The organism is Pantoea sp. SIMBA_079, assembly GCF_046940275.1.
Classification (GTDB): Bacteria; Pseudomonadota; Gammaproteobacteria; order Enterobacterales; family Enterobacteriaceae; genus Pantoea; species Pantoea borealis.
In genome coordinates this window covers 224,804-238,207 of record NZ_JAWRYR010000002.1, presented here as the reverse complement: position 1 = coordinate 238,207, position 13,404 = coordinate 224,804, and the positions used below count along the sequence as shown (strand labels likewise).

General features: G+C 56.0%; 12 protein-coding genes. 8 read left to right on the top strand and 4 right to left on the bottom strand.

Features of this window, described 5'->3' with window-relative positions; genetic code table 11:
- Positions 1-3: 3 nt before the first annotated feature.
- Positions 4-684, bottom strand: coding sequence for a DUF2848 domain-containing protein (locus SB719_RS05075; RefSeq protein ID WP_412158981.1), 681 nt, complete (start codon positions 682-684; stop codon positions 4-6).
- 113 nt (positions 685-797) lie between these two features.
- On the opposite strand from SB719_RS05075, the gene SB719_RS05070 reads away from it, so the two are divergent.
- The gene (locus tag SB719_RS05070; protein ID WP_412158980.1) at positions 798-1,472 is read left to right on the top strand and encodes a GntR family transcriptional regulator; all 675 of its coding nucleotides are present in this window, start codon (positions 798-800) and stop codon (positions 1,470-1,472) included.
- Here the strand turns inward: SB719_RS05070 and SB719_RS05065 are convergent.
- Complete coding sequence (locus SB719_RS05065) at positions 1,466-2,494, bottom strand: LacI family DNA-binding transcriptional regulator (RefSeq protein WP_065647423.1); 1,029 nt, start codon at positions 2,492-2,494, stop codon at positions 1,466-1,468. The genes SB719_RS05070 and SB719_RS05065 overlap by 7 nt on opposite strands.
- A 238-nt stretch (positions 2,495-2,732) precedes the next feature.
- On the opposite strand from SB719_RS05065, the gene ascF reads away from it, so the two are divergent.
- The 5 genes from ascF (at position 2,733) to SB719_RS05040 (ending at position 7,960) form a co-directional block, all read left to right on the top strand.
- Positions 2,733-4,175: a PTS cellobiose/arbutin/salicin transporter subunit IIBC gene (gene ascF, locus SB719_RS05060; RefSeq protein WP_292968669.1), complete on the top strand. Its 1,443-nt coding sequence runs from the start codon at positions 2,733-2,735 to the stop codon at positions 4,173-4,175.
- Positions 4,176-4,189: 14 nt separating this feature from the next.
- A complete protein-coding gene (locus SB719_RS05055) occupies positions 4,190-5,626 on the top strand; it encodes a 6-phospho-beta-glucosidase (RefSeq protein WP_412158979.1) in 1,437 nt (478 codons plus the stop codon).
- Between the two features lie 96 nt (positions 5,627-5,722).
- On the top strand, positions 5,723-6,277 hold the full coding sequence (locus SB719_RS05050) for a YfiR family protein (protein ID WP_304231626.1): 555 nt from the start codon (positions 5,723-5,725) through the stop codon (positions 6,275-6,277).
- Between the two features lies 1 nt (position 6,278).
- Positions 6,279-7,493 (top strand): diguanylate cyclase domain-containing protein, encoded by a 1,215-nt coding sequence (locus tag SB719_RS05045; RefSeq protein ID WP_304231628.1) that lies wholly within the window; start codon positions 6,279-6,281, stop codon positions 7,491-7,493.
- Entirely contained in the window at positions 7,490-7,960 is a 471-nt protein-coding gene (locus SB719_RS05040) for an OmpA family protein (RefSeq protein ID WP_412158978.1), read from the top strand. The genes SB719_RS05045 and SB719_RS05040 overlap by 4 nt, the downstream gene beginning before the upstream one ends.
- Here the strand turns inward: SB719_RS05040 and SB719_RS05035 are convergent.
- Both SB719_RS05035 and SB719_RS05030 read right to left on the bottom strand, forming a co-directional pair.
- A complete protein-coding gene (locus SB719_RS05035; protein ID WP_304231630.1) occupies positions 7,947-8,924 on the bottom strand; it encodes a UV damage endonuclease UvsE in 978 nt (325 codons plus the stop codon). The genes SB719_RS05040 and SB719_RS05035 overlap by 14 nt on opposite strands.
- A gap of 105 nt (positions 8,925-9,029) precedes the next feature.
- Positions 9,030-11,060, bottom strand: coding sequence for a choline transporter (locus SB719_RS05030; protein WP_065647428.1), 2,031 nt, complete (start codon positions 11,058-11,060; stop codon positions 9,030-9,032).
- 246 nt (positions 11,061-11,306) lie between these two features.
- On the opposite strand from SB719_RS05030, the gene betI reads away from it, so the two are divergent.
- Together betI and betB are read left to right on the top strand one after the other, a co-directional pair.
- Entirely contained in the window at positions 11,307-11,903 is a 597-nt protein-coding gene (betI, locus tag SB719_RS05025; RefSeq protein WP_412158977.1) for a transcriptional regulator BetI, read from the top strand.
- A 13-nt stretch (positions 11,904-11,916) separates the two neighbouring features.
- The gene (gene betB / locus SB719_RS05020) at positions 11,917-13,389 is read left to right on the top strand and encodes a betaine-aldehyde dehydrogenase (protein ID WP_304231634.1); all 1,473 of its coding nucleotides are present in this window, start codon (positions 11,917-11,919) and stop codon (positions 13,387-13,389) included.
- The last annotated feature ends 15 nt before the right edge of the window (positions 13,390-13,404 follow it).

Here is a 13,404-nt window from a genome sequence, read left to right as displayed (position 1 = left end):
CCATCAGGCAATAACCGGCAGAGTGGACAGCGAATAGCTGTGTTCCAGCGTGCGATTCAGCACCGGGTCATGCAGCGCCATGCGAAACGCTGCAGCGGGACGAATTCCCCCGATTGCCGACAGCGTGCCGCAGGAGAGCGCAAATCCCTCCTCTTCACTCGCCTTACCGGAGAACCGCGTCATCAGCTCCTGCGGAGAGAGCAGTGCATCAAGCGTGCCGCACTGGTAAGTGACCCAGTCGCCGTTTTCCTTTATCCAGGCACGCAGCTCCAGCTGGTCCCAGTGTGCGGCAACCTCTGCCATGCGCCATGCCTGCTGCGCAACCGGTTTAACGCATACCTGTTTTGAAAGCGCCACGCTGAAGGTTTCCAGATGGCGATCGGTGTGGTCAGAGATAAGCGAAACCCAGCACTCCCCCTTGTGAAAAAAGACAAACGGCTCAGCTTCTCCTGACGTCTGCTCTCCCACCACATCCACGTTTGCCTGCTGGCTCAGCAGCGTCGGTGTAGCGCGATAGAACAGCGGCACTGCACCAGGAGCGGGCACACCCAGCGCCTCCAGTTCACGGATATGGTGCAATACGGCCTCACGATCGCGGCCGGCCCAGCCCGCGATAACCAGTCGGCTGATGGTAACGTCCAGCGCCAGAGGCGGGTTATCCTGCGTGGTGAAACGTAGCTGCATGGTTTTTCTCCTGGCTTGAAATGCCTGTGAAATTTCACTGTGATTTCAAAGTAGCCAATTTCATGCCAGGTTTTTGTGTAATATGTCTCAGTACCCAAAAAAGGATGTGCGTAATGAGTGACGTAATGGCTGAAAATGTGAACCCGCAGGCGGAGGGAAAAACGCTTTCACTGAATGAGCGAGCCTATCTGGCATTTAAACATCGCCTGATCACGCTGCGTTATAAACCCGGCGACTATCTGAATACGGCCCAGGTGATGGAAGATCTGCAGATGGGGCGCACGCCGGTCAACCAGGCGGTGCACCGGCTGGCTACAGAGGGTTTGCTGCAGATCATTCCCCGTAAAGGCGTCATGGTTTCGCCGCTCTCTATTGATGATGCACTTGAACTGATTGAAGTCAGGCTGGTAAATGAAGCGTTATGCGTCAGGCTGGCTGTGGCACGTATCAGTGACGCGCAGATTGCCGCCCTGCGACAGCTTAATCAGCAAATCGCACATGCCGGTGCGGCGCATGAAAGAGAGACGATGATGCTGCTGGATCGGGAATTTCATCAGGGACTGGCGGAGATCGCCGGAAACCGGCGTCTCACCGATATTCTGAGCATTATTCATGCCCAGGCACAGCGCTTCTGGGCCACCACGCTCTCCAGCGTCCGGCACATGGAAGAGGTGATCGCCGAGCATGAAGCGATTATTTCTGCGCTGGAACAGGGTGATGTACAACAGGCGGAAGCGGCTACGCGGGTGCATATTCTCTCCTTCCGGCAGGCGCTGCTTAATCACTGATCATCGCGGGAAAACCAGGGGCCTGCAGCCAGAGATTCGCGCCGGATAAGCGTGCCGGTGTACGGCGCACCGGGCCTCAGATCGCCGCCGTCAAGCATGGCAACCAGACGGGCAATGGTTTCATGGATCATCTCTGTCACCGGCATTTTTACGCTCGACAACGACGGAATGGTATACGGCGCGAGTGGAATATCATCAAACCCCACCACCGCCACTTGCTGCGGCACGGCAATTCCCTGAGCGGCCAGCGCCCTGAGCGCGCCGATTGCCATTTCATCATTGCCTGCCACCACTGCGCTGAAGCGGATCTGCTGCGCTACCAGCTGCTCAATAGCCCTGACGCCCTGTTCCGCCTGCCAGCGCCCTTCCACCACCCGTGCGGGATCAAACGCAATGCCATGCTTCGCCAGCGCCGCCTGATAACCCGCCAGGCGCTCGCGTCCGGTAGGCGAATCCAGCGATCCGGTAATAAACGCGATCTCGCGATGCCCCAGCAGGATAAGTTGCTCAACTGCTGCCGCGCTGGTGGCGTGCTGATCGGCAAAGATGCAGTAGCTGGTGTGCTGACGCAGGCGACGGTTGATCACCAGAATCGGATGGCGGTGCTGAGCGATGATGCTGTCCATCTCTTCAATGGAAAGAAAGCGTGGATAAATAATGACGCCATCGCAGCGCAGATCGAGCAGAAATTCAATGGCTGCCCGCTCTTCTGCCGCACTGTGTTTGCCGTCGACCAGCAACAGCTGGCGTCCCTGCTGCTCGAGCATGCGTGCTGAATGCTGCATCATCTCGGTAAAATAGCTGCCGCTGTAGAGGGTATTGGTAATGACCAGACCAATTGTCTGGCTGGAGCGCGTCGCCAGATTGCGCGCCAGCAGATTAGGCCGGAAGCCGGTTTCGGCAATGGCTGCATACACTTTTTCCCGCGTATCCTGGCTGACGTAGCCGTTGCCTGACAAGACGCGTGACACTGTCGCTTTTGATACACCCGCGCGTTTTGCTACTTCAGTAATGGTGGTCATAATCTGCCTGTTTAGGGTCTCCTGCTCTGAGTTTATCTAAGTATCAGGAAACGCATAGAAATTATGTTTTGCCCCGCCCGAAGGCATCTGATCTGCGTCACAATTGAGAACATTAAATTTTAAATACCTTGCCCGAACACATTACACGCCTCATGATTTTGTGAAACCGGTTTCTCATGAATAAAAAACAGGCAGCCTGCTGCCGGACACTCTTACCCTGAAAACTGAGACAGACATCATGGCGAATAAGTACGCTGATGCCGCCCGTTCTATTGTCGCTGCGCTTGGCGGTCTGGAGAACATTACGGCAGTGACCCACTGTATGACGCGACTGCGTTTTGTTGTGAGCGCACGTGAGAAGATCAATGACGCAGAGCTAAAAGCGATCCCGGGCGTCATGGGCGTGGTCTACACCGATACCCAGTGTCAGGTGATCATTGGCAATGACGTGAACCTCGCTTATCAGGCTGTGCAGCAGCTCGGCACGCCAGATGCTTCTGCCACGGCAGCCGCGCCGGCCCGTAAAATCACGCTGCGCCGTATCGGGGCCGGTATTCTTGATGCGCTGGTGGGCACCATGTCACCGCTGATCCCGGCTATCATCGGTGGCTCGATGGTTAAGCTGCTGGCGATGATGCTGGAGATGGGCGGCGTGCTGGAAAAAGGCAGCTCCACGCTGATTATTCTCAACGTCATTGGCGACGGCGCTTTCTTTTTCCTGCCGGTGATGGTCGCTGCATCAGCCGCTCTTAAATTCAGAACCAATATGTCGCTGGCGATCGCTATTGCCGGTGTGCTGGTGCACCCCAACTTCATCGATCTGATGGCGAAAGCCGCGCAGGGTCAGGCAGTGGAGTTCGCGTTTATTCCGGTAACCGCGGTGAAATATACTTATACGGTGATCCCCGCACTGGTGATGACCTGGCTCCTCTCCTGGATCGAACGCGGGGTTGATCGCATTACCCCTGCCGTCACCAAAAACTTTCTCAAGCCGATGCTGATTGTGCTGCTGGCCGCACCGGTAGCGATTCTGCTTGTCGGACCGCTGGGGATCTGGATTGGCAGCGGTATCTCTGCTCTGGTCTATACCATTCATGGCTATCTGGGCTGGCTTTCGGTCGCCATTATGGGTGCGCTATGGCCGCTGCTGGTAATGACCGGTATGCACCGCGTCTTTACTCCCACCATTATTCAGACCATCGCTGAAACCGGCAAAGAGGGCATGGTGATGCCGTCAGAGATCGGTGCCAACCTCTCGCTCGGCGGTGCGTCGCTGGCGGTCGCGTTTAAAACCAAAAATCCGGAGCTGCGACAGACCGCTTTTGCCGCCGCGGCTTCTGCAATTGTGGCCGGTATTTCCGAGCCAGCGCTGTACGGTGTGGCCGTACGGCTGCGCCGCCCGCTGATCGCCAGCCTGATCAGCGGCTTTATCTGCGGTGCAGTGGCCGGCATCGGCGGACTCGCCAGCCACTCTATGGCTTCACCGGGCCTGTTTACCAGCGTTCAGTTTTTTGATCCTGCTAATCCCATGAGCATTGTCTGGGTTGGCGGCGTCATGGTGCTGTCTGTAGTGGTTTCATTTGTGCTGACGCTGCTGCTCGGCTTTGAGGATATTCCTGTTGCCGCACCAGCAGAGAAGCCGCAGCCGGCAACCGGAAACGTTGCCATCCCTACCCGTTAATGATTGAGGTTTTTATGTCTGACACGCCATTTCCGTCCGGTTTTTTGTGGGGCGGTGCGTTAGCCGCCAACCAGTCTGAAGGAAGTTATCTGGCCGGTGGTAAAGGGCTGACCACGGTGGATATGATCCCGCATGGCGCTAACCGTATGGCGGTCAAGCTGGGGCTGGAAAAGCGATTTACGCTGCGCGAAGATGAATTCTATCCCAGCCACGACGCTATCGATTTCTATCATTGCTATAAAGAAGATATCGCGCTGATGGCAGAAATGGGCTTTACCGTCTTTCGCACGTCCATCGCCTGGAGCCGGCTATTTCCCGACGGTGACGAACTGACGCCGAATGCAGACGGCATCGCTTTTTATCGTCAGGTCTTTACCGAATGCCGCAAATACGGCATTGAGCCACTGGTTACGCTCTGTCATTTTGATGTGCCGATGCATCTGGTCATTGAATATGGCTCATGGCGCAATCGCAAAATGATCGATTTCTTTGCCCGGTACGCGCGTGCCTGCTTTGACGCGTTTGATGGTCTGGTAAAATACTGGCTGACGTTCAATGAAATTAATATCCTGCTGCACAGTCCCTTTTCAGGCGCAGGTCTGGTGTTTGAGCCTGGTGAAAATCATGAGCAGGTGAAATATCAGGCGGCGCACCATGAACTGGTGGCCAGCGCGCTGGTCACAAAGATCGCCCATGAGGTTAATCCGCAGAACCAGGTGGGCTGCATGCTGGCGGGCGGTAACTTCTATCCATGGTCGTGCAAGCCAGAGGATGTCTGGGCCGCCCTGCAGAAAGATCGTGAAAACCTGTTCTTTATTGATGTTCAGGCGCGCGGAGCCTATCCGGCCTACAGCGCACGGCTGTTCCGCGAAAAAGGGGTTACCCTTGAAATAACGGATGAAGATGCAGCCATTCTGCGTCACACGGTGGATTTTATTTCCTTCAGCTATTACGCCTCCCGCTGCGCCTCGGCAGAGATGAATGAGCAGAACAGCAGCGCCGCCAACGTTGTCAAATCGCTGAACAACCCGCACGTCGCGCGCAGCGCCTGGGGCTGGGGAATTGATCCGCTGGGCCTGCGCATCACCATGAATATGATGTATGACCGCTATCAGAAGCCGCTGTTTCTGGTGGAGAATGGCCTCGGCGCACGCGATGAGCTTACCGCCGCCGGTGAGATCCATGATGACTACCGCATCAGCTATCTGCAGCAGCATATTGAAGCTATGGCAGAGGCGATCGCCGACGGTATACCGGTTATGGGCTATACCACCTGGGGCTGTATCGATCTGGTCGCCGCTTCTACGGGTGAAATGAGTAAACGTTACGGCCTGGTCTACGTTGACCGGGACGACATGGGCAACGGCACCCTGCAGCGCACGCGTAAAAAATCATTCTGGTGGTATAAAAAAGTCATCGCCAGTAACGGACGCGATCTTGGTTTTGAGTAAAATTTTGCCGCTTCTGTAGCGACTGCAACGGGCCGCAGATGCGTATTGGTGCGGAAGAATGGTACTATCCCGGCTTTACCGACCCGGAACAGTGCCATGCAGATAAAAGGATTTCCTGCTCCCTATTCAAAAGGATCCTGCCTTTGGCTCTGCTGCGCACTGCCTGCGCTGCTGGTGCTGCTTAGCGGGCGGATGGCATACGCCGCCGATCATGCTGCTGACAATCGCGCTAACCGCATTGTCAGCGGCATCCTCAGTTTTACCCGCTGGCCACCGCCGGTGCAGGTTCCGCAGCTCTGTATCCTGACCTCCGCCCGCCATCTTACGCTTTCATCAGCCGACGCACCGCCTGCCACGCCGTTCAGCGTCGTGCGCGCTGACAGCACCGGCAGACTCTCCGCGCTGCATTGTGATGCAGTTTATTTCGGTACGGAAACCCCGGCTCAGCAGCACGCGGCTCTGGCAGCAATGCCTGATAAAGCAGTGCTTAGCATGGCGGAAAATAACCCTGACTGCGCAACCGGCGCCACTTTCTGTATGATTTTTGGTGAGGAACGTACCCGTTTTTCGGTGAATCTCGATTCACTGGCACGCAGCGGCGTCAAAGTCAGTCCCGATGTGCTGATGCTGTCGCGTAAAGAGAACCAATAAGATGAAATTTTTACTGAGAAAACGTCAGGGTTCATCACTGCGCGGTCGCCTGCGCCGCATCAGCACCATAAATGCAGCGGTGATCCTGCTGCTGTGCTGGCTGCTGATGACCTCGACCTCTCTCTACTTTATTAAACGTTATGAAAACCGCAATCTGGCGCTGACGGCCACCACGCTGAGCACCAGTCTTACTGCGGCAACGGTGTTTGAAGACAGCTATGATGCGCACAGTAAGATTGCCATGCTGGGTGATGAAGGGATGTTTGCGTCGGCGCAGCTGGTTACCGCCAGCCATACTGTACTGGTTGACTGGGTCAACCGCCGCGAGCACAGCGGCTTCTATGAAAAACAGCTGCGGCAGTGGATCTACGCCAGTCCGGTCACCGTGGATATACAGCACGCGGGTACCCGGGCCGGCAGCCTGTCGCTGGCCGGAACGGTGAATGGCGCCAGCGAGTTTATCCACTACTCCATCCTGATCCTGACCTGCGGCATGCTATGCGTGCTGGTGATCTCTTTTATGCTGAGCGAGTTTCTCCATCGCGGCATTCTGCTCTCCATGCGCACTATCACGCGCGCCATTCACTATGTGATCCGCACCGGTGATTTTACCCAGCGCGTGCCGCCTGAGCCAATCAATGAGTTTCAGCTGCTCTCCAGCGATCTGAACGCGCTGCTGAGTGAGATGCAGACGCTGAAAGCATCGCTGCTGCGTGATAACCGTTCGCTGGCAGAAAAAGCGCTGACGGATCCGCTTACGGGTCTGGCGAACCGTTCTGCTTTTGTGGCGCGGCTGGCGCAATTGCTCGATCGTCCGTTAACGCCGCCGCGCTTTGCGCTGCTGTTTCTGGATGGTGACCGCTTTAAATGCATTAACGACAGCTGGGGACACGCTGCCGGGGATGAAGTGCTGAAAGCCACCGCTGAACGCCTGGCTGGCCTGGTCTCAGAGGGCGATCTGGTCGCACGCATGGGGGGCGATGAGTTCGCAATGGTCCTGACCAGCCGCACCACCCCTGCCCGGCTGCAGGAACTTCAGGATGCCATACAGCACGCGGTGCGCCAGCCTATCGCGCTCAGCGAAGACCGCACTATTACCACCTCGGTCACCATCGGCTATGCCTGGGCGCAGTCTGGCGACAGCGTGGCCTCACTGCTGGAGAGGGCAGATTTGCATATGTATAAAAACAAAAAACTGAATAAGGATCGGCTGTGAAAATCTATGGTTGCCTGATGGCGCTGATACTCACCTGCGCGGGCTGCCAGTCCGGCGGGTTTACCCGTGCCCAGGTTGCGGCGCTGCAGCAGGAGGGGTTCAGTCAGAACAGCGAAGGCTGGGGGCTGGGGTTACCCAACCGTATTCTGTTTGGCATTAATGAGTCAGAACTTACCGCAGCCAGTAAACAGCGCATCGCCTCCACGGCCGGCACGCTGGCAGCCACCGGTATTACGCATCTGCGCATTGATGGTCATACCGATAACTACGGTGAAGCGGGTTATAATCAGCAGCTTTCACTCAGGCGGGCTGATGCTGTCGCACAGCAGTGGGCCGCCAGCAGCGGCGTCCCGCGCGAGAACATTGTGACGCGCGGGCTGGGCATGCGGGTACCGGTTGCCAGCAACAGTACCTCGCAGGGACGGGCGCAGAACCGCCGCGTCGCTATTGTGATCACGGCGCCGTAGCGTGGCCGCCGCGCTCCAGCGCATAGAAATAGAGCCGGTCGCGGGCAAGGTTTTTCATTTTGACTTCGCACATGATATCGAACTGGTCAAACGAGAGCACCCAGTCATTTAGCGTCTGATTGAAGAAGTAATCAGAATGCGCACGCAGCTTCATTTTAGAAGCCGCCAGCGCGTTCTGATCGGGGAAACCGTGATCGGGGATCAACCCTTCCTGCGCAATTGAGTAGTGCAGCACCGGGCGGACGCCGCGCCAGGAGTCGATGATGTGTGCGATCCGGCTATCATCAGGCTTGATAAAGGCATTCTCTTTTACCCAGTGGTGGTGAATATCCAGTACCACCGCACAAAGCTCCCGCGCCTGCAGCACATCATCCAGCGCGCAGGAAACCTCATCATTCTCCACCGTCAGCATATTACGCGCCTCAGGGCTGAGCCGCATAAACGCGTCTCGAAAGCCGGCAAAGCCATTTTTGCCATTCATATGAATATTGATTTTGAAATCCTGAAAATGCTGGCCATAGCCCATCAGGACGGCGCACATGGCGTGATATTCGACATCCTCAATTGCGCGTTCCACTACGCCCTCATTATCCGACGCCAGCACCGTATATTGCCCGGGGTGAAACGAGAGACGGACATTGCTGGCCCGCGCCAGTTCGCCGCAGCGGGCAAACAGCGGTGCCAGTTCCGACATCGCCTCGCGATAAATCGGCGTCGCCTGCGGTACGGTATAGAGCGGCAGCACATCGCTGCCGATACGCATCATGCGCAGCGCATCGGGCAGCGTGGCCAGCTGCCCGATCATCGCGTAAAGGTTGGTGAGATTGGTGCGGGCCAGCCCAATCAGCAGCGTAGCGGCGGCCTCACCCTCCATGCCCAGAAAGCGGGTGCGGGTGGTGCTTTTGAATGGGAAAGGCTGCTTCGCCTCATGATCGAAATACTTACACGCAAAACCCAGTTTCATAAAATTCCCCTTAACAGCAGCTAGTGAGTCTAGCTCTCTGACAGGAATGCGCGAGGCAGACGAGAAAGAAAACGGGCAGCCGCGTTGTCGCTGCTGCCCGTGGAGTTACATCTCAGGGAAGGTCAGATTACTGCCCGGTGCTTCACGATGCAGATGGATAAAGTTCAGGTGACGCTCATAGTGATCGAGAATATCGATAATCACCTGCTCCTTGTTGTAGTCCATCAAATCGTTGCCCTGACTTCCTTCCAGTAAAAAGGTCTCCAGCCGGTAGTAGTGCGATTTACCGCTGCGGGCGCGGTAGGTAAAGCCGGGAATTGAATATTGCTGTGGCCAGACCTGATACATAAAGCTCTGCTCTTCACCCAGATCAACGCGCAGTTCAAGGTGCCCCAGCGCCTGCCCCTCTTCAGCCGGCATTTTCTCCAGCATTACGTGCGCCCCGCGCAGCTCCAGCTCTTTCGCCACATCTTCCATCGCCGGATAGATAACCGTTTCCATCATCCGCTGCGTATAGCGCGTACCCGGATAGTTCATCAGGCGTGACAGCCGCTTCTTCCAGCTCAGGCGATCGCTGCTTGAGGGAATATAAGGCGCGGTTTCACGCACGGCACTTGCCCGGCGATGATCTTCCACCTTCAGCGATTTCCACAGGCCGGCCATCACAAAGAAGATCACAAAGCTAAACGGCAGCCCCATGATGACCGTGGTGTTCTGCAGTGCAGAAATTCCGTTAGTCATCAGCATGCCCATGGTCAGCACCCCAATCGCAATTGACCAGAAGATGCGCAGCCAGTTAGGCGCATCGCTGTTGATATCCTTGAGCTTTGAAGTGAAATTGCCCAGTACCAGTGAACCGGAATCTGCTGAGGTAACGTAGAACAGCATCCCGGTAATGGTGGCAACGGACGCGCTGAGTTTAAACGCCGGATATTGCGCCAGCAGACTGTAGAAACCGCGTTCGGCATGCGCCATCACTTCCTGCGCAAAGCCGGCATCGCCGTGAATGATTTCATACAGCGAGGCGTTACCGAATACAGAGAGCCACAGCAGCGTAAACGTAAAGGGAATGATCAGCGTGCCGAGCACAAACTGGCGAATGGTGCGGCCGCGTGAGATACGCGCCAGGAACAGGCCAACAAACGGCGACCAGGCGACCCACCATGCCCAGAAAAACAGCGTCCAGCTGTTCATCCACTGGGTCGGACGATCGAACGCAAAGGTATTCAGCGTCATCCCCATAAAGCGGTTGATATAGTCGCCAACGTTCAGCACCAGCGCGTTCAGCAGGAAGTCTGTCTTGCCCATAAACAGCACAAACAGGATCAGGCCGAGCGCCAGCGCCACGTTGAGCTCAGACAGGATCCGGATGCCCTTATCAACGCCCGATGTCACGGAGATAGTCGCAATGATCACTGACAGGACAATCAGCGCCATCTGCGCGGTCAGTCCTTCAGGAACGTCAAACAGCACCTTAAGGCCGTAATTCAGCTGCACCACGCCGATACCCAGCGTTGTGGCGATACCAAATATGGTGCCAATGACCGCAGCGATATCCACGGTATGCCCAATCGGCCCATTGATGCGTTTACCAAAAATCGGATAGAGCGCAGAGCGAATCGTGAGCGGCAGGTTATAGCGGTAGCTGAAGTAGCCGAGCGCAATCCCCATCAATGCGTACATTGACCAGCCGGTCAGCCCGTAGTGAAACAGCGTCCAGACCATCGCCTGACGCGCAGCCTCCATGGTTTGTCCGGCGCCCTCCGGCGGCTGCATATATTGTGATACCGGCTCCGCAACAGAGAAAAACATTAAGTCGATGCCAATACCGGCGGCAAACAGCATCGCCGACCAGCTTAGCAGGCTGAACTCCGGTTTAGACTGCTCCGGCCCGAGCTTAATTGCGCCATAGCGCGAGCAGGCCATATAGACCACAAAGACGATATAGAGCGTGGCAGCCAGCATGTAATACCAGCCAAACGTGGTTGAGACCCAGTTTACCGCTGTCTGGATCCAGGCGGCCGCAAGGTCGCTGTAGAGAATGGTGACAAGTGAAAATGTCAGAATCAGTCCGGCTGAGGTGAAGAACACCACGGGATTAATTCTGTCTTTTTCACTGGCAGGTGGATTAATCATCGATAACCTCTGGTTAATTTCCTGTAATTACTCAAAAATTTTATACGATCAGTGTGGCTGACCTTGTAGTTGTACTCCCTGCTTTTCCTCCATTAGTTGAGAACGGTGATAAATCGCTATCAGCGTAGCGTACCGTCTGGCTTTGTAACAAACGAAGCACACCATCCTAACAACTTTCTTTTTTATATTGAACGTGCAATCAAAAAAAGTTTTAATAGGGACTCAATTTGAGGTGGAGCGGTAGTGATGCCAAAGGTAGGAATGCAGCCGATACGTCGCCGGCAGCTGATTGATGCGACGCTGGATACCATTAATGACGTAGGCATAAACTACGCCACCATTGCGCAGATCGCCCGACGGGCTGGCGTCTCCACCGGCATCATCAGTCATTATTTCAAAGACAAAAATGGCCTGCTGGAAGCCACCATGCGCGATGTTACGCGTCAGCTGCGCGAAGCGGTTGCCATGCGGCTTAAGCCGCTGGCAGACGCCAGCACTGAAGCACGCCTGCTGGCCATTGTGGAAGGTAACTTTGATGATACCCAGCTCCATAGCGCTGCCATGAAAGCGTGGCTCGACTTCTGGGCAAGCAGCATGCATCAGCCGCAGCTGGGCCGGTTAGAGCGGGTCAGCAGTCGTCGTCTGTTCTCCAGCCTGGCCGCCGAATTTCGCCACGAAATGCCACGTGAGCAGGCCCGCCTGGCAGCTTACGGTCTGGCTTCTATGATTGATGGCTTGTGGCTGCGTGCCGCATTAAGCGGCAAGCCTTTTGATTTAGCCATTGCCAGAACGCTTACCACCCAATTCATTCGTCAGCAACTGGCTGGCTCACCGAATCACTGAGGAAGGAGAACCCATGTCCCGATTCACCGAACAGCACCTTTACATTGATGGCAAATTTGTCCCTTCAGCAGCGGGCAATACCTTCCAGAGTATCAACCCTGCGAATGGGGACGTGCTGGCAGATATCCATGAAGCTGAGCGCGCGGATGTTGATCGCGCCGTCGAAGCGGCAAAAAAAGGCCAGAAAATCTGGGCTGCGATGACGGCGATGGAGCGTTCACGCATTTTACGGCGTGCGGTGGAGATCCTGCGCGAACGTAACGATGAACTGGCTGAGCTGGAAACGCTGGACACCGGTAAACCTTTCAGCGAAACCCAGGCGGTGGATATTGTCACCGGTGCAGATGTGCTGGAGTACTATGCCGGTCTGATCCCTTCACTGGAGGGTCAGCAGATCCCGCTGCGCGACACCTCTTTTGTCTATACCCGCCGCGAACCGCTGGGCGTGGTGGCCGGGATCGGCGCATGGAATTACCCCATCCAGATCGCGCTGTGGAAATCGGCGCCGGCGCTGGCAGCAGGCAACGCCATGATTTTTAAACCCAGCGAAGTTACCCCGCTAACCGCGCTGAAGCTGGCTGAGATTTACACTGCTGCCGGCGTGCCGGATGGTGTTTTCAGCGTCCTGAACGGGCGTGGCGCGGTGACCGGCCAGCTGCTGACCGACCATCCTGGTATCGATAAAGTCTCTTTCACCGGCGGCGTAGCCAGCGGTAAGAAAGTGATGGCAAACGCCGCTGGCTCGACGCTGAAAGATGTCACGATGGAGCTGGGCGGAAAATCTCCGCTGATCATTTTTGAGGATGCCGATCTCGATCTCGCCGCCGACATCGCCATGATGGCGAATTTTTACAGCTCCGGTCAGGTCTGCACCAACGGCACCCGCGTCTTTATTCCTGCTGCAGTAAAAGCGGAATTTGAGGCCAGAATCAGCGAGCGGGTTGCGCGTATCAAAGCAGGCGATCTCACCGATCCGGCCACGAACTTTGGCCCGCTGGTGAGCTTTGCCCATCGTGACAACGTGATGCGCTATATCGAATCGGGCATCAGCGAAGGAGCCACGCTGCTGTGCGGCGGTAAGCGCATGAGCGGCGCTGATTTTGACAAAGGTGCATGGGTTGAGCCAACCGTCTTTACCGACTGCCGCGACGAGATGACTATCGTGCAGGAAGAAATTTTCGGTCCGGTCATGTCCATTCTTACCTATGAGAGCGAAGAAGAGGTCGTGCGCCGTGCGAATGCCACCGAATATGGTCTGGCTGCGGGCGTGGTCACGCAGGACCTTAATCGTGCACACCGCGTTATTCACCAGATTGAAGCCGGTATTTGCTGGATTAATACCTGGGGCGAATCCGCAGCTGAAATGCCGGTTGGCGGCTACAAGCACTCCGGGATCGGGCGTGAGAACGGCGTGATGACGCTGCAGAATTATACACAGGTTAAATCGGTGCAGATCGAAATGACCCGTTTTCAGTCAGTATTTTAATTAGGCTTACCTGAG

Coding starts and splice junctions, on each gene's coding strand:
- ascF (WP_292968669.1), top strand. CDS start 2,733: ATGGCGAATAAGTACGCTGATGCCGCCCGTTCTATTGTCGCTGCGCTT.
- SB719_RS05030 (WP_065647428.1), bottom strand. CDS start 11,060: ATGATTAATCCACCTGCCAGTGAAAAAGACAGAATTAATCCCGTGGTG.
- SB719_RS05065 (WP_065647423.1), bottom strand. CDS start 2,494: ATGACCACCATTACTGAAGTAGCAAAACGCGCGGGTGTATCAAAAGCG.
- betB (WP_304231634.1), top strand. CDS start 11,917: ATGTCCCGATTCACCGAACAGCACCTTTACATTGATGGCAAATTTGTC.
- SB719_RS05045 (WP_304231628.1), top strand. CDS start 6,279: ATGAAATTTTTACTGAGAAAACGTCAGGGTTCATCACTGCGCGGTCGC.
- SB719_RS05050 (WP_304231626.1), top strand. CDS start 5,723: ATGCAGATAAAAGGATTTCCTGCTCCCTATTCAAAAGGATCCTGCCTT.
- SB719_RS05075 (WP_412158981.1), bottom strand. CDS start 684: ATGCAGCTACGTTTCACCACGCAGGATAACCCGCCTCTGGCGCTGGAC.
- betI (WP_412158977.1), top strand. CDS start 11,307: ATGCCAAAGGTAGGAATGCAGCCGATACGTCGCCGGCAGCTGATTGAT.
- SB719_RS05070 (WP_412158980.1), top strand. CDS start 798: ATGAGTGACGTAATGGCTGAAAATGTGAACCCGCAGGCGGAGGGAAAA.
- SB719_RS05035 (WP_304231630.1), bottom strand. CDS start 8,924: ATGAAACTGGGTTTTGCGTGTAAGTATTTCGATCATGAGGCGAAGCAG.
- SB719_RS05055 (WP_412158979.1), top strand. CDS start 4,190: ATGTCTGACACGCCATTTCCGTCCGGTTTTTTGTGGGGCGGTGCGTTA.